At 62.5% G+C, this 20,409-nt stretch carries 24 protein-coding genes and 1 pseudogene; 22 read left to right on the top strand and 3 right to left on the bottom strand.

Going from position 1 to position 20,409, the window contains the following annotated elements; all coding sequences use genetic code 11:
• The first annotated feature begins 128 nt into the window (after positions 1-128).
• Together M3149_RS19890 and M3149_RS19895 are read left to right on the top strand one after the other, a co-directional pair.
• A complete protein-coding gene (locus M3149_RS19890) occupies positions 129-1,775 on the top strand; it encodes a phosphoethanolamine transferase (RefSeq protein WP_251711189.1) in 1,647 nt (548 codons plus the stop codon).
• Positions 1,776-1,901: 126 nt separating this feature from the next.
• Positions 1,902-2,306, top strand: a complete 405-nt coding sequence (locus M3149_RS19895) for a diacylglycerol kinase (RefSeq protein WP_251711190.1) — start codon at positions 1,902-1,904, stop codon at positions 2,304-2,306.
• Between the two features lie 70 nt (positions 2,307-2,376).
• Here M3149_RS19895 and M3149_RS19900 read toward each other — a convergent pair whose 3' ends face one another.
• Positions 2,377-4,326, bottom strand: a complete 1,950-nt coding sequence (locus M3149_RS19900; RefSeq protein WP_251711191.1) for an LTA synthase family protein — start codon at positions 4,324-4,326, stop codon at positions 2,377-2,379.
• A 102-nt stretch (positions 4,327-4,428) separates the two neighbouring features.
• Here M3149_RS19900 and M3149_RS19905 point away from each other — a divergent pair, with 102 nt between their 5' ends.
• The 4 genes and pseudogenes from M3149_RS19905 to M3149_RS19920 all read left to right on the top strand — a co-directional run bounded on the left by M3149_RS19905 (position 4,429) and on the right by M3149_RS19920 (position 7,715).
• A complete protein-coding gene (locus tag M3149_RS19905; protein ID WP_251711249.1) occupies positions 4,429-5,151 on the top strand; it encodes a response regulator in 723 nt (240 codons plus the stop codon).
• Positions 5,148-6,500, top strand: a complete 1,353-nt coding sequence (locus tag M3149_RS19910; protein WP_251711192.1) for an ATP-binding protein — start codon at positions 5,148-5,150, stop codon at positions 6,498-6,500. Before M3149_RS19905 ends, M3149_RS19910 begins: the two co-directional genes overlap by 4 nt.
• Positions 6,501-6,525: 25 nt before the next feature.
• Positions 6,526-7,137: pseudogene (tnpC, locus tag M3149_RS19915) on the top strand (IS66 family transposase); the annotation flags it as partial.
• On the top strand, positions 7,134-7,715 hold the full coding sequence (locus tag M3149_RS19920) for a plasmid pRiA4b ORF-3 family protein (protein WP_251711193.1): 582 nt from the start codon (positions 7,134-7,136) through the stop codon (positions 7,713-7,715). The pseudogene tnpC and the gene M3149_RS19920, both read left to right, overlap by 4 nt.
• Before the next feature lie 117 nt (positions 7,716-7,832).
• Here M3149_RS19920 and M3149_RS19925 read toward each other — a convergent pair whose 3' ends face one another.
• Positions 7,833-8,948 (bottom strand): site-specific integrase, encoded by a 1,116-nt coding sequence (locus M3149_RS19925; RefSeq protein ID WP_251711194.1) that lies wholly within the window; start codon positions 8,946-8,948, stop codon positions 7,833-7,835.
• Between the two features lie 129 nt (positions 8,949-9,077).
• Here M3149_RS19925 and M3149_RS19930 point away from each other — a divergent pair, with 129 nt between their 5' ends.
• The 3 genes from M3149_RS19930 (at position 9,078) to M3149_RS19940 (ending at position 13,698) form a co-directional block, all read left to right on the top strand.
• Entirely contained in the window at positions 9,078-10,118 is a 1,041-nt protein-coding gene (locus M3149_RS19930; RefSeq protein ID WP_251711195.1) for a DNA-binding protein, read from the top strand.
• Positions 10,119-10,343: 225 nt separating this feature from the next.
• Complete coding sequence (locus M3149_RS19935; RefSeq protein WP_251711196.1) at positions 10,344-11,513, top strand: AAA family ATPase; 1,170 nt, start codon at positions 10,344-10,346, stop codon at positions 11,511-11,513.
• Positions 11,500-13,698 carry a S8 family peptidase gene (locus M3149_RS19940; protein WP_251711197.1) on the top strand — a complete coding sequence of 733 codons (2,199 nt, stop codon included), beginning with the start codon at positions 11,500-11,502 and terminating at the stop codon, positions 13,696-13,698. Before M3149_RS19935 ends, M3149_RS19940 begins: the two co-directional genes overlap by 14 nt.
• Positions 13,699-14,049: 351 nt before the next feature.
• Here the strand turns inward: M3149_RS19940 and M3149_RS19945 are convergent, their stop codons facing one another.
• Positions 14,050-14,547 (bottom strand): helix-turn-helix domain-containing protein, encoded by a 498-nt coding sequence (locus M3149_RS19945; protein ID WP_251711198.1) that lies wholly within the window; start codon positions 14,545-14,547, stop codon positions 14,050-14,052.
• 209 nt (positions 14,548-14,756) lie between these two features.
• Between M3149_RS19945 and M3149_RS19950 the strand changes: the two genes are divergently transcribed.
• The 13 genes from M3149_RS19950 (at position 14,757) to M3149_RS20010 (ending at position 20,381) form a co-directional block, all read left to right on the top strand.
• Complete coding sequence (locus tag M3149_RS19950) at positions 14,757-15,020, top strand: hypothetical protein (protein ID WP_251711199.1); 264 nt, start codon at positions 14,757-14,759, stop codon at positions 15,018-15,020.
• Entirely contained in the window at positions 15,020-15,214 is a 195-nt protein-coding gene (locus M3149_RS19955) for a DUF7706 family protein (RefSeq protein ID WP_251711200.1), read from the top strand. The genes M3149_RS19950 and M3149_RS19955 overlap by 1 nt, the downstream gene beginning before the upstream one ends.
• Positions 15,211-15,432 carry a hypothetical protein gene (locus M3149_RS19960; RefSeq protein ID WP_251711201.1) on the top strand — a complete coding sequence of 74 codons (222 nt, stop codon included), beginning with the start codon at positions 15,211-15,213 and terminating at the stop codon, positions 15,430-15,432. The genes M3149_RS19955 and M3149_RS19960 overlap by 4 nt, the downstream gene beginning before the upstream one ends.
• A complete protein-coding gene (locus tag M3149_RS19965; protein WP_251711202.1) occupies positions 15,429-15,743 on the top strand; it encodes a hypothetical protein in 315 nt (104 codons plus the stop codon). Before M3149_RS19960 ends, M3149_RS19965 begins: the two co-directional genes overlap by 4 nt.
• 1 nt (position 15,744) lies before the next feature.
• Entirely contained in the window at positions 15,745-15,954 is a 210-nt protein-coding gene (locus tag M3149_RS19970; RefSeq protein ID WP_251711203.1) for a hypothetical protein, read from the top strand.
• Positions 15,954-16,331 carry a hypothetical protein gene (locus tag M3149_RS19975; protein WP_251711204.1) on the top strand — a complete coding sequence of 126 codons (378 nt, stop codon included), beginning with the start codon at positions 15,954-15,956 and terminating at the stop codon, positions 16,329-16,331. Before M3149_RS19970 ends, M3149_RS19975 begins: the two co-directional genes overlap by 1 nt.
• Before the next feature lie 472 nt (positions 16,332-16,803).
• The gene (locus tag M3149_RS19980; protein ID WP_251711205.1) at positions 16,804-17,031 is read left to right on the top strand and encodes a hypothetical protein; all 228 of its coding nucleotides are present in this window, start codon (positions 16,804-16,806) and stop codon (positions 17,029-17,031) included.
• Between the two features lie 2 nt (positions 17,032-17,033).
• Positions 17,034-17,330 carry a hypothetical protein gene (locus tag M3149_RS19985; protein ID WP_251711206.1) on the top strand — a complete coding sequence of 99 codons (297 nt, stop codon included), beginning with the start codon at positions 17,034-17,036 and terminating at the stop codon, positions 17,328-17,330.
• On the top strand, positions 17,324-17,803 hold the full coding sequence (locus tag M3149_RS19990) for a hypothetical protein (RefSeq protein ID WP_251711207.1): 480 nt from the start codon (positions 17,324-17,326) through the stop codon (positions 17,801-17,803). Before M3149_RS19985 ends, M3149_RS19990 begins: the two co-directional genes overlap by 7 nt.
• Entirely contained in the window at positions 17,781-18,449 is a 669-nt protein-coding gene (locus M3149_RS19995) for a hypothetical protein (protein ID WP_251711208.1), read from the top strand. Before M3149_RS19990 ends, M3149_RS19995 begins: the two co-directional genes overlap by 23 nt.
• A gap of 283 nt (positions 18,450-18,732) precedes the next feature.
• Positions 18,733-19,575: a major capsid protein P2 gene (locus M3149_RS20000; RefSeq protein ID WP_251711209.1), complete on the top strand. Its 843-nt coding sequence runs from the start codon at positions 18,733-18,735 to the stop codon at positions 19,573-19,575.
• Positions 19,576-19,652: 77 nt separating this feature from the next.
• On the top strand, positions 19,653-20,063 hold the full coding sequence (locus tag M3149_RS20005; protein WP_251711210.1) for a hypothetical protein: 411 nt from the start codon (positions 19,653-19,655) through the stop codon (positions 20,061-20,063).
• A 9-nt stretch (positions 20,064-20,072) separates the two neighbouring features.
• Positions 20,073-20,381 carry a hypothetical protein gene (locus tag M3149_RS20010; RefSeq protein WP_251711211.1) on the top strand — a complete coding sequence of 103 codons (309 nt, stop codon included), beginning with the start codon at positions 20,073-20,075 and terminating at the stop codon, positions 20,379-20,381.
• Positions 20,382-20,409 lie beyond the last annotated feature (28 nt).

A 20,409-nucleotide genomic window follows, 5' to 3' on the forward strand; every position in this document is an offset into this window, starting at 1 on the left:
GCCTGTGCCAAGCCGCAGCCCTATCGCCCAACTGGCCTCGCATGCTGCGCAACCTCGCCGTCAACGCAATCAGAGAGCCGGCACCACGACTGACCGCTGGCTGAAAACGAATATTTCAGGGCCGACTCATGCGCTTTGCCCCCTCAGATCACAACAACAATTGGCATCCTTTGAGCCATGAAGCATTTCTGGCGCTATGGATCACGACCGTGGGGAACTTACCGCTGTGGCGCGCGGTGCTCTCGACGCCAGACACCCAGCAACCTGGTGGTCTGCACGTTATCGGCGCCTTGGGAACGATATTGACGTCCGCTATGGTGATCGTGCTATGGCTTTTTATGTGGGGACCTTGGCGTCGCGTGCTTGGTGTCCTCCTGTTGATCCTGTCGGCCACTGCCAGCTACTTCATGGTCGCATACGGCGTCGTGGTTGATCCCACCATGGTTGCCAACGTCTTTCATACTGATCTGCTTGAGGCTCAGGGGTTGATGAGCTGGAGCTTGGTGTTCGCGCTGCTCTTCGGCGCTTTTCTGCCGTCAATATGGTGGTGGCGAGCACCGATAAGACCTGTAGCGCCTTGGCGTCATCTATGGCAACGTTGTATCGCTGTGCTCATTGGGTCAATCGTGCTCGCGACAGCACTTTTTCTTGGATTTCAAGGTATCTCCGCCTTGATGCGAAATCACAAATCTATTCGCTACATGATCAATCCATTCAATAGCGTTTATGGCATCGTTGTTCAGGGCTTCGGAGAAACAGCCAAGGCTGTGCAGCCGCTGCGACCTGTTGGCCTTGACGCAAAGAGCGAGATAGGCACTTTCAACGGGAGTGGATCGCCGCTGGTGGTCCTGGTGGTGGGTGAGACGGTCCGCGCTGCCAACTTTGGGCTCAACGGATATGGACGTCAAACCACGCCTCGCTTGGAGGCTCTTCGCGACGAGGGTGATCTGATCTATTTTTCATCTGTTGAGTCGTGCGGCACAAGCACACAGGTGTCTGTGCCTTGCATGTTTTCCCGCCTGGGTCGCTCCGGTCTCGCAAAGCAACCCGAAGAAAGCCTGATGGACTTGGTTCAACGCGCTGGTCTGGGCGTTTACTGGCTGGACAACCAGGCTGGCTGTAAAGGGGTCTGCGATCGTGTCCCCAACGCCTTCGTCAGTTCGTTGGTACCTCCTGAAGCATGCCGTGGAAGTGAATGCCCCGACGCTACATTTCTGCAGGCACTTCCCAAGGCCGCTGCTGCCATCGATTCGATTCGAGATGCGCGGGGCTCACTTCTGGTGATGCACCAAATGGGCAACCATGGCCCGTCGTATTTCCTTCGTTCAGATCCGGCTCGAAAGACTTTTCTTCCAGAGTGTGAAACGAACGCGCTAGCCAGTTGTGATCCGCAGACGATCGTCAATGCCTATGACAACGCAATCAAAGAGACCGATGAACTCCTCGCCAGCACGGTGACATGGCTTAAGCGACAGGAGAGGCCGGTTGCCCTGTTCTACGTGTCAGATCACGGCGAGTCTTTGGGTGAGAAGGGTATCTACCTGCACGGCATGCCTTGGTCGCTGGCGCCGGACGTGCAAAAACGGGTGCCCATGCTCTTGTGGACTTCCCCGGGCATGCGGAAGTTTCTTGACGTCCAGATGTCATGCTTGAAATCACTTGGTGCAAAGCCTTGGAGCCACGACAACGTCTTTCACACCATCAGCGGTCTTCTCCGGTTAAGCAGCAGCGATATCAATCCAGCCAAGGACATACTTGCATCTTGCAGGAATTGAGTGTCCCTGTCGTTTCCATATCCATCTTCCACCTACTCACTTCCTCCTGGCCATGTGCTCAGGTGCTGCCAAAAGCTGCGCTCAACCTATCCAGCCACGCAGTCATCGAGCACCAGAAGTAATGCGATGTCCAGAAACCTCATGATGCCAAATGACAATCAACACCTGACTAAACGACGCGGACTTGAACGCGTTTGGCATACAGCACTGCACTCTCACGCCGGCCTTCGGTCGGCATGGCGCGAGGCAGCATTCCGACAAGAGGTCATCTTGTCGGCCGTCATGATTCCTTTGGCTTGCTGGCTAGGCAAAACTTGGGTGGAGTCGGCAATGTTGATCGCGGCTTGCGTCGCTGTACTTGTGGTCGAGGTTCTCAACACCGGTCTGGAGGTGATCGTTGATCGAATCGGTCTCGAATGGAACGAGCTTTCTAAGCGAGCGAAGGATTTGGGCAGTGCTGCAGTTTTTCTGAGCTTGACTTTGTGTGCCAGTCTTTGGATGACCGCATTTTGGCGGTTCTTCAACGCATGAAAGGGTTTTACAGACTTGCATGGCCAGGGCGTTGATCCCACAAGTTACCTTGCGTATCCCAGCGTCGACTTTAGCGATGCCATTGCCTCTGGTATGCCCATTGAGCGTAGCGGGCATGGGCCTGTGCCATCTCCACCAAACCCGGGTTGGGGGTCTTGTTATCTTGAAGAATTCCATCTGAGTACCGCATCACACGCGGTGGTCTGTCGGGCTGCAGCACCGCGACATCGGTACCTTCCATGTAGGCTTGGATCTTGTCGAACTGCATGATGGCGCGTCCCGGTCGTGCGCGCTGCACAGGGTCGCTCAGATCGCGTCCGATCAGGGGATGCTCGCCGCTGACACCCATCAACGAAATCAGCGTGGGCGCCAGATCGATCTGGCTTGCGACGCTCTTGATACGATCCGGTGCGGTGATGGCCCCCCCCAGGATAAGGCCAGGGATGTGAAAGCGCTCGATCGGTATCACGGAAGGGCCGTAAACCCTCGAATTGTGATCTGCTACTACAAGGAACAATGTGTTGCTCCAGTAAGCTGAGCGCTTCGCTTTCTCGAAAAATTCTCCGAGTGCATGATCAGCATACTTCACGGCATTGTTCACCGTCCCCTTGGGCTGCTCGTACAACTCGAACCCGCCTTCTGGGTACTCGAACGGCGAGTGATTTGACGAACTGAACACCAGTGCAAAGAAGGGTTTGTCGGCGGATTGCTTCAGAAAACGCCGATGTGCGACTTCAAAAAGGTCTCCATCAGAGGCACCCCAAGTGCCAATAAAGGCTTCGGGGGGCATATCCTTTTGCTCGATCACCTGATCGAACCCGTTACCCATGAAATAGCTGCGCATGTTATCGAAGTGCGATTCGCCACCATAGAAGAAGGTGGACTCGTATCCGTGCTTCTTAAGGAAACTCGCAAGGGTGAAGAAATCGCGTTGCGATTTCGCCAGCTTGACCGTACTTACCGCAGAAGTTGGCGGAAATCCCGCGACCACCGCCTCGATACCGCGCACAGATCGTGTGCCGGTCGAATACAGGTTGTCGAACCAGATCCCCTCATTGGCCAACCGATCAAGGTTGGGCGTCAATGGCAAGCCGCCAAGGCGGCCGACAAACTCCGCACCCAGGCTTTCCTCAAGTACGATCACGAGATTGAGTGGGCGAGCACGGGGATGGCGGCTGATCTGCTGGTGACGCATGGGCGAAGCTCCCTTCACAAAGGCCTCTGGTGGCACGCCGCTTTCTCGCCTGACAATGTCGATCACGCGATCGTGCTGCATTTCTGCGTAAGTGATGCCGCCTTCCTCGCTCTTGCGCGATTGGTACAGCGCGTACATCACGGTGTAGAGCGAACTCAATGGCATCTCGTTGACCAAGTGATCTGTGGTTACAGCCACAGTGGCCGGATTCGCCGCTCGATGGCCCATTGCGCCTCGCGCCCCCAACGCTAGAGTGGCCAAGAGCAACAGTGACAACGGCGCCGCCTGCCAGATGTTGAGTTTTCCACGGCCTCGAGCCGGCAGGCGGCTGAGCCGCGCGTAGCCCCAGACCAGCAAGGGCAATCCCACCGTGGCAGCCAGAAGGTGCGCACTGTAGTCTTTGACCAAGGTTCCTCCCACCTCCTTGGCATAACCGAGGTACTCCACAAAGAGGTAGTTGGGTCGGCTGTCGAACTGGGCGACGAACGCCGGCGTGGACATTTCCATAAAACTCACGGCCAGCAGCATGAAGCCGCCATACCAGCGCAGAGCGCTTGTCCAGAAACGCTGTGTCGGGTGCGACAAGGCCATCAAGGGCGTGAGAGCTGCTGGAAATACCCAGATCATCCCCATGACGACGGCGTCGAAGCGAAAGCCTTGAAGCCAGACGTGCGACCAAGCATCGGCCTGGGTGATGCGATCGGCCTGCCACCATGCCATTACGATACGTGACAACCACAGCACCGCAAGCATGCTGACCATTGGAACGAGAAGTGGTCGAAGCGCTTGAGCGGTCCCGCGCAGGGTGCGGTTCAGTGCGTGCATGGCAGCGCACTGTGCAGAGTTCAGATTAAATTAACCTTAAGCATGCGCTAAGGTGAACGCGCATAATCACAAGAGTGTGCTTCTGATATCCGATTCTTGAGAATGCGTGCACTCGTAGTGGAGGACGATCCTGGTACCGCTGCCGGCCTGCTGGCCTCGTTGTGGCAGGTGGGGTATGCGGTCGATGTCTGCGGCACGCGCGACGCGGCATGGCACGCGCTTCGTCTAGAGCCATTCGATGTGGTACTGCTCGATCTTGGGCTGCCTGATGGAGAGGGCCTGGATTTGCTTGCACGTTTGAGACGGCAGCCTGATTCCGAGCCAGCCCGCGCCCCTCTGCCGGATAGAAATTTGCCTGTGTTGATCATGACTGCTCGGGATGGCGTGAGTGATCGCATTGATGGCCTTGACAGTGGTGCGGACGACTACATCATCAAGCCCTTCGACGTCAACGAACTGCTTGCCAGACTCAGGGCCATGTTGCGCCGAGCGCGAGGACGCGCCAGCCCGCTGATCGAGTGTGGAGCATTGGTAATCGACCCGGCGACGCGTACCGTGAGGCGATCGGGTCAGGTAGTTTCCCTGGGCGGCAAGGAGTTCGCTTTGTTGCTCGCGCTGCTGCAGGCGCGACCCCAAGTCTTGTCCAGATCAAGGCTGGAGGCAGCGCTCTATGGCTTTGGGGAAGGGCTGGAGAGTAACGCCATCGAGGTCCATATTCATCACCTGCGCCGAAAACTGGGCGAATCGTTGATCAAGACCGTGCGCGGCGTTGGCTACTTTGTGCCACAAGACGCCTCCGTGTCCGACGACAAGGTATCCGGTTGAGCGACAAGGTCCAAGTGTCAAAGGTGCGTACGCTGCGCAGCTACCTACTGGCCTGGGCTTTGGGCGTTCTTGTGGCCGTCTGGTTAACTCTCATCGCATTCACCTGGTCCACCGCCTTTCGGGAAGCGCGTCAGTTCGGCGATGGGCAAATGGTCTCTGTGGCCAAACTCTGGTTGACCGCCACGCTAGACCATCTGGAACCGCACGCAGCCACCGATGCGCCCGCGCTGCAGCACGAGTATCTGCAGGATATGGCGGTCGTTGCCTGGGTGAATGGACGTCTTGTCACTGATACCCATGATTTGGCGAAGAGCCTGCAGCAATCAACGCTCCCCGGAGATGGGTTTGCAACGCTGCGGCTCGACCGCAAAGGATCCGTCGACGATTGGCGTTCCTTTTCTATCCAAGTCCAGCAAGACCGGCAGCACACGCGGAGGGTACTCGTGCTTGTGGATCTCAAACGACGGTTTGAGCTAGGCAAGGACATTGCTGAACACATTGCCGAGTCGGCTCTGCTGGTGTTGCCGCTAGTTGCACTCTTGCTGCGGTGGGCGATACGCAGAGGGCTGCGGCCACTTGATCAGCTCTCCAGCGAAGTGGCAGCTCTGGACGGATTCGCTGGTCAACGGCTGGATACGCACCAGCGCTATCGGGAGTTCTACAGCACAGTGGCAGCGATCAACGCACTGGTCGACACATTGCAGGCACGTGCGCAGCGGGAACGCGAGTTCGCGTCTGATGTGGCCCACGAGCTCAGAACCCCACTGGCTGCCTTGACGTTGCAAGCTGCTGCGGCGCGAAATGAGCCCACAACCGAACGGCTGGTGCAACTTGAGCAGGAAGCTCTGCGCGCAGGCCGTATTCTTTTCCAGTTGCTGGAGCTGGCCCGGGCGCAGCGCGGGACCGTTGTGGGGGCGGGATCGCAAGGAATGGAAACGGTTGTGCTGGGCGAACTGGCTGAAAAACTGATTGCCTCGCATGCGCCAGCCGCTCACGAAAGCGGCCATGAACTCTCTTTGCAAGCACCGATCGAACCGGTGGTCTTGAACGTTCAACCGCTGTTGCTGGAGTTGGCACTGCGCAACCTGCTTGACAATGCCTTGCGCCACACACCTCAGGGATCGCAGGTGGTCGTCACCGTGTGGCAAACCACCGACGAAAGGGGTGTTTCGGTGAGCGACGACGGCAAGCGTCTTCACACGGCGCATCACAAGGCCGAAAGCGGTGGACTTGGCCTGGGGTTGCGCTTGGTAGAGCGCTTGGCCGAGCAAATGGGCGCCAAGCTCGAGTCCGATCGAGGCGCCCCGCCCATGAGCACAAGGTTTTGCCTCCGATGGAAAGCATCCTAAGAGCGCGAGACGTCATTTGACTAGCTACAAGGCCCTATTCGCCAACGGCGTCACCGAGGTGGGCTGCCTGGCCCACGCGCTGCGCAAGTTATTCGACCTGCACGCGGCCAACCAGAGCCAGATCGCCGCGGCAGCGCTGCAGCAGTTCGCGCAGATCTACGAGATCGAGCGCGAGGTCAAGGAATTCAACGCCGAGCAGCGCCTGGCAATCCGCCAGGACAAGACCCGTCCGATCCTTGACGCCCTGCACGCGTGGATGGCGTTGCAGCGGCGCAAAGTGCCCGACGGCTCGGCAACGGCCAAGGCGCTGGACTACAGCCTCAAACGCTGGGCCGCGCTCGTGCGCTTCGCAGGCGACGGGCAACTGCCAGTCGACAACAACTGGATCGAGAACCAGATCCGACCGATCGCCATCGGGCGCAACAACTGGCTGTTCGCTGGCAGCTTGCGCGCCGGCCAACGCGCTGCGGCCGTCATGAGCCTGATCCAGTCGGCGCGCATGAACGGGCACGACCCTTACGCCTACCTGCGCGATGTGATGACACGCCTGCCGCTGCAGCGGGCCAGCCAGATCGGCGAACTGCTGCCGCATCGCTGGCAGAGTACCCCGCCTGAGGCTGCGACACTGGCGGCATGAGCACCAAGTTCCAGCGCGTCCAGGCCCACACCGTCTACCAACTGCGCATCGAGCTGCAGCACATCGAGCCGCTGATCTGGCGGCGCATCCTCGTGCCCGAGACGCTCAAGCTCTCCAAACTCGATCGGATCGTGCAAGCCGCCATGGGCTGGACCAACAGCCACCTGCACGACTGGCGCATCGGGCAGCAGCGCTACGGCGTTCCCGACGAGGATTGGGTCGGCAGCAACCAGATGCTCGATGAGCGCAAGTTCACCATCGGCCAGGTGCTGGGCGAGCAGGTCAGGGCCTTCGACTACAGCTACGACTTCGGCGATGGCTGGGATCACCGGATCACGGTGGAGGAACGTCTGCCGGTTCAAGCCGGGCGCAACGACTGGCCGATGTGCCTGGCCGGCGAGAACGCCTGCCCGCCCGAAGATGTGGGCGGACCACCGGGCTACATGGAGTTCCTGCAGGCCATGCGCGAACCGAAGCACGAGCAGCATGCCGACTACTGGCGCTGGTGGGGCGGACCGTTCGACCCACAAGCCTTCAGCATCAACGCGGCCAACATGGCGATCCGCAAGCTGCGCTGAAGTCAGACCATCGCGTCAAGCTGGGTTGGCTGGACGCTTACAACAGTTCAGACACCTGCTGAGGTGGATTGCCAGGAGCGGCAGAAAAAATGAGCGCCAGCCTGCCTCCGATGCGTCTCAAACCATCTTTGTTGAAGGGTGTGCGCTGGCACCGTCCTCGGCGGCCGGACTGACGTCGAAGAGCGCGCGGGCGTGAAAGAGTAAGGCGTCGCGAACCCGTGCGTACGCGAGCACACTGCCCGCGCTGCGGTGACCCGTCATGGCCATGGTCTCGGAGAGCGGCAGCTGATGCGCCATGGCCTCGGTGACGAAGCCCGAGCGAAGGGAGTGTGCCGAGAAGGCACCATCCAAGCCCGCCAAGATGCAGCGCATGTTGACGATATCGCGCACCGCGGGCGCCGAGAGCGCCGCGCCAAGCTTGCCGCCTTTGAGCACGCGGCGGAAGAGGGCGCCTTCTCGAATGTGACTCGCCTCCAGCCACGCCTGCAAGGCCTCCCCTGCGGCGCCGGCCACCGGCTTGTGGTTCTCGGGCCGATCAGCGCCGCTCTGGTTCGTTTTGGAATGCGCGAGCTCGTAGGAAAACTCCCCCGGCCCAATCTTCTTCAAGAACTTCATGTCGGCTGCCGCCACCTCTGAACGACGCCGCCCGCCGCTGGCCCACGCGAAAAGGAGGAGGGCGCGGTCGCGTTTGCCCCGCAGCGAATCATCGCAGGTGGCCAGCAGCAACTTCAGCGGATCCTTGGTCAGCGCGTCCTTCTTTTGCGGCAGCTCGCCACGCTTGGCGTAGGCCTTGCGCGTGCGCGAAAGCAGCTCGCGCACCTTGGGGTCGCGGCAGGGGTTTTTCAGCTCCTTGACCTGGTGGGCCTTGGAGAGCACCGCGACGCGGTGCACGAGCGTATTGTTGGCCAGGGGCCCGAGTTTTCCCTTGAAGCCGCTGCTGACAAGCGCCTGGTCGATCTCGAGCGGCAGCTCGTGCACCAGGCCTTTGGGGGTCGTGCGCTGCGCGTGATCGACGATGAACTGCAGCACGCAGGCCGCGGGCAGCGGCAGTGCGATGGGCTCACCGTAGCGCATCGCGTACCAGGCGGCCCAGTAGCGCAGCGCGCCCTGATAACTGCGCTGGGTGTTGGCGGACTCGCCCTCGCGCAGCAGCTCCGCGACGGCTTGCTCGGCCACGGCGCTCAGCTCATGCGGCGCCAGGGCGGGGGTCTTGAGGAGGGTGGGCAGCGGCATGTTGTGCTCAGGTCGGTTTAGTGAGATATTTGATATGTACTACGTGTTAAATCGTACAAATCAAGCCGATAAGTCACGATAACATTCTTTTATCGTGGGTAATTTAAACCCTGGGGCAGGGCGATACAAATGAAAAGTTCGAGCGTCAACGAAGACGAGATCCGCCGACCGCGAGGGGTGCAGCGTGAAGACGTCTGGGCCGCGGCCGATGCCGTGCTGCTCGCGGGAGAAAAGCCCACCATCGAGCGCGTGCGCCAGCACCTGGGCAGCGGCTCCCCGAACACTGTCGGGCCGCTGCTGGAGCAGTGGTTCAAGCACCTGGGCGCGCGCCTACAGGACCCGGGTGCCTTCGCAGCGCCTGTTGGCGTGCCCGACCCGGTGCTGCAGGCCGCCCGGCATTTTTGGGAGACCGCCCTCGCGCACACGAGGGGGGATTTCGAGGAAAGGCTGCGCGAGGGCCTAGCAGACGCCGTGGCCAACGTCGAATCCGAGAAGGAGCGCGCCGAGATCGCTGGTGCTGCTGCTTTCGAAGCAAGCGCCAAGGCGAGCAAGCTACAGGGCGAGCTGGTCGAGCAGGCTCAGGTGCTTCGGCAAGTGCACGAAGAACTGGCGGCCGAGCGCGCCCGGCTCCAGGAGGTCCGCGCCGCACTTGCGCTCGAGACGGCGCGGCTAATCGAAGAACGCCAGCGCGCCGCCGGGCAGATCGCAGAACTCAAGCAGCAACTCGTAGCCGCCATCGATCGTGCCGACGCGGCAGACCGCCGTGTCGCGATGGAGCTCGAGCGCGAGCGCACCGCTCGGGCGAAGGCCGAGCGGCAGGCTGAAGCGCTTCAGAAGACCGCCGATGCGGCGCGGGAAGCGGAGGCGACCTCTCAGAGGCAGGCGCGCCAGCAATTGGAGGTAGCGCGCCAGCGCGAAGAAGGCTTGCAGACGCGTCTTGCCCTGGCAGAGGCTGAGCTGGTGACCCGGCAACGACTGGCGGATCTCCGGGCTCTCGACGAGAGTAAGGCCGCTGAAGTCGCCGCCGCCGTGACGCAAGTCGCCGGGCTGAAGGCCTCTGTGGAGCACCTCACCTCACTCATCGGGGTGCGAAAGTCGACGCCTCGCCATAAATCCGCAGGATCCTCGCCCGGCAAGCTGCGCCCCGGCTCAGCGCCACCCAAACCTTAGCGAAATCGCCGCTCCGGAAGACGGTCCGAGCGGGGATTGCAGCCGCGATACCGGGTGCGAAGCCAACAGTCGCGCCGCGCATTGCTGAAACAGCAGATCTCTCCGGCGCGCGCCGAAATGTTCCAAGTCACACTTGCCCTTACTCATCACACCGCATTTTAAATCAATCACTTACGCTCGAAGTCCATATTTTTTTACTCATCTGGAACATTCATGTAAATCTTGATGTATCATTTGTTCCAGTTAAAAGCGAGCCAAAAGAGAGAAGTGACGAGCATGGAACAGCGGGCACAGAAAGAACTACTGGAGTTGTTCCGGGATGCGGTCAAGGTGGGAGGCGCCGCGCTCGAGATGCGCGTGAGGAGATTCGCCAGCCTGGTGCGCGCCAGTGACGAGGAGCTGGCCCTGTCCATCGCTCCGCTGGTCAGTGGCACGCGCGCGCTTCGAAAGAGCACTGCTCCTGCAGCCACGTCCCCGGTCGATGCCGACTCCAGGCTGCCTTTGGTGCGTGTCCAGTTGCCTGATAGTCATGCACCGGAGCCTGTTCTTGCTGGCGAGGCGCAGCAACAGATCGAGCAGGTCATCAAGGAGCGGCATGCTGCCGAGCGCCTTGAGGCGGCGGGCTTGATGCCCATCCGCTCGGTTCTCATGAGCGGCCCCCCTGGGGTTGGCAAAACGATGACGGCGGCCTGGCTTGCCACCCAGCTAGGACTGCCTCTCTACACGCTCGACTTGGCCAGTGTGATGAGCAGCTTTCTCGGTCGTACAGGAGCCAATTTTCGTGCGGTGCTTGAGCATGCGCAGCGAGAGCCTTGCGTCCTTCTGCTCGATGAGTTCGATGCCATTGCCAAGCGACGGGATGACGACGCCGACGTTGGTGAGCTCAAGCGATTGGTAACGGTCATTCTCCAAACCATCGATGATTGGTCACCGTTGTCGTTGTTGGTCGCTGCCACCAACCACGGCGAGCTGTTGGATCCTGCTGTCTGGCGGCGCTTTGATCTAACCGTCAACCTTCCGTTGCCAGCCTACGAGCAACGCGTAAGCGCTTTGCTCAGCCGGGAGATCCCTCTCTCGTTGGCGCAGGTCGTGGCTTTGCTCAGTGAGGGACAAAACATGTCCTCTCTCATGCGTGCTGTGGAGTCCAGCCGAAAGCAGCAGATCCTGAGTGGGACGCCCTTTGAAGAGACGCTCATCTCCTGGGCCAGCAGCCTCGCAGGCGCCGACGACGTCTCAGAGCGGGAGCAGCGCGCGGCTAGGCGAGATGCCAAGATTTTCCTGCGGCACCTTCGCGGTGAATCCGCTCGGGAGATCGCGAGTTTGGTTGGCGTTTCCCACACCACGGTTATTCGAACCGTGAGCCGTTTGAAGGAGGCGGAAGATGGCCGGACCTAATCTCTTGATTGGTAATGGACAGGTGCTAGCCGGTGCGGTCGCTCGTGAGGTGTCTGGCAGCAGCAAAACCACGTTCCCGTACACGATCGAGCAAGCGCGCGCGCGACTGCGCGAAGATCTGGATTCGATCGCGAAGGCCATAGATGAACTCCCCGAGGAGGCCAAACCGCGCGCTGAAGGTACTGGCTTGGTGACGGTACACCCGGCGTTCTTGGCCAAGACTCGGTTGCCTTCTGCTGTGTTTCGCCGCGCGGGGCTTCGAATGGTGGGAAGCCGCGGAGTACAGGTTGTGCCCGCGCGAGATCACCGCCCAACGGCGACGTCCGGCCCGCAATTCACGGCCGAGCTCTACCTCAGTGGTACAAGCGCGGCGTTTCGAGAGTTCGCGCAGATGTTGATCTCGGAAAACACCGGCAAAGGCGTCAAGAACGAGTTCTGCAAGCTGGAGGCGGTACGCCCACTCACGGCTTCTGAACGGCTGCTTCATCTGGATGGCGACGACAGCCAGGTTCAGTTGGAGGTGGTCTTGCACGGAGAGGCCACGGACGAGATCATGCTGCAGCAGTTTTCTCGTCATGCGGATCGCCTGGGGGCGTCGATTGGGCGCAACAAGCTTCTGGGCGTTCAAGGGCTTGTGTTCATGCCCGCTGTAGCCCCTCGAGAAAAACTCAAGGAGTTCGCGGAGTTCACCGCATTGCGGGCTGTGCGGCGCCTGCCCAAACTCCGACTTCATCGACCGACCGTGCGATCACAACAGGGCGGTCCAGCGCCAGCCTTGTCGAACGAGGACTGCCTGAATCCATCGCTCAAGGTGGTGGTCTTCGACGGTGGGCTCGGCGTGAAGGACTTGGAACGCTGGACGACCGAGCATGTACCAGCGGCGCTTGACAAGACCGCAGCAGAATACTTGCTGCATGGCGTTGACGTCACTTCGGCGCTGCTGTTCGGCCCCGCCGATCGGATCGATGGGAAGCTACCTCGTCCGTACTTCAATGTCGAACACCACCGAGTGCTTGGCAGTGCAAACGAAGCCGACGTAGATCTGTACGACTGCATGCATCGAGTGAAAGCGATCTTGGCGCAAGGCAACATAGACTTTGCGAACCTCTCGCTTGGCCCGCGGCTGTGTATTGACGATGACCAACCGCACGCTTGGACCGTTATGCTCGACGAGCAGCTCGCAAAGGGCCGGACTTTAGTTACGGTAGCGGTGGGTAACGACGGTGATTTAGCAAGCGGAGCGGGACGGATTCAGCCACCAGCTGATGCAGTCAATGCCTTGTCAGTTGGCGCCTCGGACTCGCGAGAGCTGTTTATGTGGGGCCGAGCACCGTACAGCTGCTACGGTCCGGGTCGTTCTCCTGGATTGATCAAGCCAGACGGATTGGCGTTTGGTGGCACCAAGAGTTCACCTCTTGTGCTTTGGAATCCGCTCGCAGGAGGCTTGACCGGCGTCCATGGAACGAGTTTCGCAGCACCGTTGGTTTTGCGCGTAGCCGCCGCGGCGCGAGCAATCGCAGAAACGCCCTTGAGCGCGACCGCGCTGCGCGCTTTGATGATCCATCGTGCCGACCGCTTTGGTGGTCACGACGCTCGAGAGGTCGGTTGGGGACGATTTCCGGAGACTCCAGAGGAGTTGCTGACCTGTGGCGACCACCAGGTGAGCGTTCTGTACCAAGGAACGATCGACGCAGGCGGGCGGATGCGCATCGGTGTTCCTGTGCCACCGGTTCCTCTCGGGGTTGGGCTAGTGATTTCCGCGACCTTCTGCTTCACATCACCGATTGACGCAGCAGACCCGATTAACTACACCCGGCATGGGCTTACGGTGACGTTCAGGCCAAGAGGAGAGGGTTCCAGTGCACCGTTTTTCTCCAGCGGGGGCTACACGATAGAGTCAGACCTGCGACGGGACGCCCACAAGTGGGAAACCGTGCTTCACAAGACCATCGAATTCGAAGCTCATGAACTGCTCGACGCATGCTTTGACGTGGATCACGGGGCCCGGGATCACGGCTTGGCGATGGCAAACAGTGTTGCGACAGCGTTGCCCTATGTGCTGGTGGTAACAGTGTCGACGCAGAAGGGAGAACCCATCTACAACGCTGTGATGCAGAAGTACCGAATGTTGGCACCGATCCAGATCCGCTCGCAGATCCAGCTCGGTGGCTTCCCGGGGAGCTGAATGCACGTTGCCTCAGACACAGGGACGTCACCATGAACGAAGTGCCTGCTTGGACAAGCTTGATAGTGGCCTGCGTCGGCGCTGTAGGAACGCTTGTTACCGCAGTTGCCACCTTCTTTTTGTGGCGTGTGACCAAACTGCTTGCTCGAGAAACTGAACGAATGGCTGAGGCAACGGCCCAGCCCCATGTGGTTGTGACGCTCACTCCGAACCGCTGGTCGATGCGGCACTTTGACATCCACGTCGATAACACAGGCAATGCGACCGCCTACGATGTCAACGTAGCCTTTGACCCACCTCTCGAGAACGGTGAGCTCCGTAGAAACAAGACTGAAATCCCTTTTCAGAAAGTCAGTGTCCTAAAGCCTGGACAGCGCTTGTCCAGCTACTTGTCAGAGTATACAGACCGCTCGAATTCGCCGGCTTCAATTCCGTCACTGCAGCAACCGCATTAGGCGGGGTGGTGATTAGGCCGAGCGCGACTAGGCATGCGGCCAGCGACACGCCTGCGCCCTTCGATCCGGCAGCAGCCATGACGACACGGGCGATCCACGTACGAGTGGCCAGCTCCTTGGCGCTAGCACCGGCGTGCCGGTCGAGCTCGATGAGCGCGAGGACCATTGCGGGTTCAATATCGAGAATCTCGGCAACTCGATGGCACACGTCATCGCTAAACGCGGTGATGCCCTTCTGGTAATTGCTGACGGTCGATTTGGAAACGCGAAGGTGCTTTGCAAGCGCGTAATCCGATTCGATGTCCAAGGCCTTTTTGACCTGGTCAAGGAAATTGCGGGTAAAGCGATTTCCAACGCGCAATTGCTCTTTTACGAGCGTGCCGACTTCGTCCATGATTGACTCCTTGCAGGGGGTGACGCACTGTAGTTCATGGGGGTGAGCCCTGCAACAGTTCGAGGGACCTTGACTAGTTCGGGGCCCATGAACCAAAATCCGCCCGCCCCCCGGGTTCCGTGTGTAAACCCGGCTCCTTGCAAAGTGTTCCGCCCGGGGGGCCTCTTCGTAGTGCAAGGCGAAGAGCAGGGGCCGGTGGAAGGAACACCATGGAACGCATCCCCCGCCGCCTGGGCGGTCTCGTCACCCGCGAGACGCTGCCGCCGCCATCTGGCGCATTCCCCCACCAACAGCGCGACCTGCTGCCGAGCTGGCAAGTCACCTACCTGTGCGATGGCCGCGAGTTCGTCGCCGTGGTGAAGGGCAGCAGCGCCACCGCCGCCACCGAGGCCGCGGCCTGCGAGCTGGCCGCCAACTGCCACGACTTCGACTACGACAACGCGCGCTGCGTGGTGTGCAAGCAGGTGCGGTGATGGGCGAGCGCACCTACACCATCACCGTCACGCTGCCGGCGCACGAGGCCTGGGCCCTCACCGAGCTGTGCAAGCGCATCGGCTTCGGTGACTGCCGCAGCAACGCGATCGACGACAGCGAGGCTTACAACATGCTCTATGCCATGGAGCACGTGCGCCAGGCGCTGGCGCAGCAGGGCGTGGTGACGCGATGAGCGCGACCCGCATGGCCTACCACCTGCTGGTCGATCGCATCGACCGCGAGACCAACAAAACGCTAATCCGCATGGGCACCGCTGCCGAGGACATGGCGCGCGCGAAAGCCCATGAGGACTTCGAGCTGGCGCTGGCACGCTTCAACGTGCTCAAGGATCGACACGACGACCTGCGCATCACCCGGCGCGTCGTTGAAGAGCTGGGGCCCGCTGTATGAGCCGCGCACGCTGCCCCCACGCCGACCACGGCTGCAACTCCCCCGAGTCCGAGTGCATCGGCCGCTGCCTGGTGATGGTCACCCCGCCGCGCTTCGGCTGGCGCCTCACGTGCGACGTCGAGGGCGTGACGTTCTCGGTCTCGGCCGGCGACGAGGCGCTGGCCGAGCACCCCGGCCGCGTGTCGTTCTACGTGCACTCCAGCGCCTACAGCTCGAACGTGCAGGAGTACTTCGACACGCCGCAGAGCCTGGACCAGCTGGCCGACATGCTGCGGATGGCCGCGGCGCGCATGCGTCGGTACCGGGCCTGAAATGGCGGGAGACCATCACCAGCTCGAACTGGAGTTCGAGCGCCCGGTGCTGACCGTGCCAGGCTTTAACCGCGTGGCCTTCTTGCTGGGCTACGTGCGCCGCGGCGCGATGCCGGCGTGGATCGACGATCAGTACCCCGAGCGCCGCCGCACCCTGTGGTGGTGTGCGTGCACGGCGCAGCTTGTGGCCCTGCGTGAGGCCACGGACTGATGCCCCTACCGGCCACCCTCCACGCGCCCAAGTTCCTGCAGCTGGAGCAGATGGAGCTGCGCGCGCTGCTCAATCAGTGCCGTGACCCGCTGTGCGTGCACCTGTTCCTGCTGATCGTCAGCCAGGCCGACTTCGCCACGGGCGAGCTGCACACCAACTGGGACCGCCTCATCGAGCTGTGCACGCCCCCGCAACCCGAGCGCGGCCGGCGCATGCCACCGCCCACGCTGCGCCAGGTACGGCGCGCGGTGGACTGGCTCATCGCGGCCGACCTGGTACGGCGCAACGCCGGTGCGAACGAGGCCCAGGGCGTGCTGCGGCTGTACGTGCGAAAGCGCAAGAAACCCGTACGAGAAAAAGCACGCCCACGCGCTTAGAGGGCAGGGTTTAGGGCAGGGGTGTGGATAAAAAAACCCAGCATCCATGCGGCCTACAGCCCGACGCGGCGCGAATTGCGGCAGGGTTCAGGGCAGGGGTATCAAACACTGATTCAATCTTTACCCCCTACCCCCTTTGTGGATTGCCGAGCTGTGGATAACAGCCCCCCAAGGGGGGCGAGCCAGAACCCCCGAGGGGCTGCGCCCCGCCTGGCTGCGCTCAGGCTCCCCGGGGCTTCGCCCCCGCGCTCGCCTTAGGGCGATCGCTCCCCCGAACAGCCGTCACCAGAAGGGGGGCCCGGAATGCCACCGGCCCGGCTGCGTACGGCACCAGGGCGCCAGAACGGCCCAGGCGCAGCGATCGGCCCTCGGGTGAGGGCAGGGCATCAACCCGTACAGAAAAACGCCCCAAACGGGCCATAATCCGGCCACCTTGCAAGGCGCCGGGCCGCTCACCACCAGGAGCTGCCCCGTGACCCCCAACGACATCACCGGCGCACTGCGCGACTTCGCTGCAGCTGCGCGCCATTCCCCCGAACCTTCCCAGGCAGTCGCCGACCTGGCCGTCTTGCTGGCCGGCCTGGTCGATCGGCTGGGCGAGGACACCGCCAAGTTGCGCGGTTACGAGCCCGTCACGCCGCCGCCGGCCCCCGCGCCGGCCCCGTTCCCGTCTGTGGACAACCCCGGCTGGGTGGGCTGACGGTGGGCGAGTCGGTCAAGCTCGGCACCGGGCGCTGCCCGGTGTGCGGTTCCGTCAAGGCCCGGTACACGCTGAGCGCGAAGCAGCTGGCCGTCATCACCTGCAACGCTTGCAACTTCCAGGGCTTCGCCAGGAGCGAGCACAGCGACGAGAAGCTGCGCGCGCTCATCACGCCCGAGGCCGCGCCGCCGCCGGCCCCCGCTGCAGATCCGTCACCGGCACCCACGCCGGCCCCCTTACCGCCGCCCCCGCCCCCGGCGCCGGCGCCCGCCCCCCGTAGGAGCCTCATGCAATGGTGACCCGTGTGGACAAGACCGGCGGTGCGCCGGCAGAAGAGGGCGCCGCACCTGGTGCACCTGGTGCGCCTGGTGTGGAGTCGCTCGACGCGATCGCCGCAGCCGGCGCCCAGCTCGACGCGCCGCCGGCGCCCAGCCAGGCAGAGCAGCAGCAGGTGCTGGCCAGCGAGGCCGAAGAGCTGGCCGAAGCGCTCAAGCTGCTGCGCGCCGCGGCCATCCCCTTCGCGCCCGAGCACGTGCAGGACCCGCTGGGCCAGGTGTGGAGTGACCGCCAGCTGGTGGAGATCGGAAAGGCCATCGTCGCGGTGTGCCGCATGCACGGGCTCACGATCGGCCAGCTGTTCGACGGTTATGGCCCGTACATCCAGCTCGTCATGGCGCTCGGCATGCCGGCCCTGGCCACACTCAAGCTGCTCAAGACCCCGCCACCACCGCCGCAGGCGCAGCGCACCGATGGACAACACCAACCGGCCTGACCTTCGCGCCTACATCGGCAGCACGGGCAGCGGCAAGGGTGTGTCGGTGCGCGAGCATCTCAAGGCCACGAAGCCCGACCGCCTGGTGGTGTGGGACCCGCTGCACGAATACGGCGGCTTCGGCCGCACCGTGACGACGATCCCCGAGCTCTGCCAGGCACTCAAGGCGCAGCGCTTCGCTGTGTGCTTCAACCCGGGCCCTGACGTTGACAGCTACGCCAAAAAATTCGACCTGGTGTGCCGGGCCGTGTTCGCGGCCGGGCGCTGCACCTTCCTGGTCGAAGAGCTAAGCCAGGTGACGCGCGCGAGCTGGGCACCGCAGAGCTGGCGCAACGTCACCAAGCGCGGCCGGCACCAGGGCCTGCGCGTCATCGGCTGCACGCAGCGGCCGGCCGACACCGACAAGGACTTCTTCGGCGGGCTCACCTACTGCCGCGTGTTCCAGCTGCGGTTCCGCCCCGACAAGGTGGTGATGGCCGACCTGCTCGATGTGCCCTACAGCCAGGTGGCCGAGCTGGCCACCGTGGAGCACGAGACCGCCACCCACCAGGTGACCACGATCAACTACCTGGAACGGGACTGGCGGGCCGGCAAATGTGGCCGCGACGCCATCACCTTGAAGCGGCCGAAGGGGAGGGCTACGTAGCCCCTACGTACAGGCCCGAGCGCTTGCTACGTGCGGGCCTGACCCCTTCCACTGAGCGCCTCAACCCCTCAACCTCTCCGAAAGGACCCCCGCCATGAGCGCAGCCAAGATCAAAGACGCCCTGATGACCACCGCCGTGGTGCTCGGCGTCGTGTTCGCCCTGAACCAGATCCCCGTCACCCGCGGCCTGGTGCAGAAGGCCCTGCAGGGCTGATCGGTCCGCCCCCGAGCGCCGCCGGCTTCGTGCTGGCGGCTTCGTCGCAACCGAAAACGAGACCACACCATGACCCGTAAAGTCAAGCTCCCCCTGATCCAGAACGTGGGCCCCAACCAGCGGGTCACCGTGCGCATGCCGCTCGGCGTCACCTACAACAAGGTGGCTTTCTTCACCGCCGGCAACATCAACGCCGCGCTCATCTCCAACATCGTCGTCAAGATCAACGGCAGCGAGCGCATCCGCTGGAACACGCAGGCCCACCTGCAGGCGCGCAACAGCTACAACCGCGGCGCGAGCGATGCCAACGTTTTGGAGCTGGACTTCATCGAGCGCGGCGGCAAGGACGAGGCCGCCATGACCCTGGGCGCCATCGCGGCCACGGCCGAGGCCGGCGTGCAAGACCTGACCATCGAGTTCGACCTGGGCAACTACGTGGTGACCGCGGCCAGCGTCATCACCGGTGTGGCCGAGGTGGACGTGCCCAGCCGCAACAAGCTGATCGTGCGCAACCGCTTCTTCCAGCGCGTGTTCAGCGGCGCGACCGAAGAGCAGATCGTGCTGCCCTTCGGCCTCAACGGCGAGCAGCTCAAGCGCGTGTACCTCTTCGGCACGCTGGCCCAGCTGAACCACGTTCGCGTGCGCCGCGAGGGCGCCGACGAGTTCGAGCAGCTCAGCCAGGCACAGAACGAGTTCTTCCAGCGCACCTACGGCAAGACGCCGCAGGCCGGCCTGTACGTGCTCGACTTCACCGAGCACGACCTGATGGGCCAGATGCTCAACACGGCGCAGATCATCGGCCCCGATGGCCAGCCCAAGCCGATCCAGAACCTGGACTTCCGCATCAACGTCAACGCGGCCGGTACCTGGAACATCTACACCGAGTCGATCACCACGAACGATCGCCCCTGAAACCACCCCGAAGCGAAGCGACCCCCCGCCGGCCATGAGCGCCGGCGGGGTGAGCGGACCCACCAGGAGCGATCAACATGGCACGACAGTACTTCGACGATGGGAGCTGGCTGGACACCCAGGACGGCTTCACCTACGCGGCCAACACCGACGGCACGGTGGTCTCGCGCACCGACCAGGCGGGCAACTACTGGCAGTCCCCGAGCTACTGGGTCGATGCGCGCGAGAGCAACAAGCTCGACCCCTACACCGCCGGCGACAGCAGCATGCCGTGGTGGGAGCGCCTGGCCGTCTACGGCGTCACGCGCGCCATTGACAACCACATCGGCCCGCCCGAGCAGAACAAGACCGCCGCGCCGGCGACCTTCGCCGGCCAGAACGGGCGCACCTACAGCCAGGTGGGCTCCCCCCTGCAGGGCGGTGTGGCCGGCATGGGCTGGCTTCCCCTGGTGGCGATCGGCGCGCTCGCGTTCCTCGCGCTGCGTTGAGGGCCGGCCATGACCTGGCTGGCTGCAGCGACCCAGCTGCTCAACACCAAGGGCGGCGCGAGCCTGGCCGGCGGCATCGGTGCGTCTCTCGCGCCACCGCCCGCCGGGCCCAGCAACGCCGCGACCGCGGTGTACGGGCCCGACAACAGCGGCTGGAACGTCAATTTTTCGGGTATCCAAAGCGCGAGCAGCGCGCAGGACAAGAGCGGCGGCGTGCCGGGCTTCGGCAGCTCGGGCGTGGGTGCCGGTGTGCCCTGGTGGGTGTGGGCCGGCCTGGTGGGAGTGGCGCTATGGCGCATGCGCACGTCCAAGAGCTGAGCCGAGCCGCAGCAGCTGCTGCGATCGC

The organism is Hydrogenophaga intermedia (assembly GCF_023715105.1).
Taxonomy (GTDB): domain Bacteria; phylum Pseudomonadota; class Gammaproteobacteria; order Burkholderiales; family Burkholderiaceae_C; genus Hydrogenophaga; species Hydrogenophaga intermedia_A.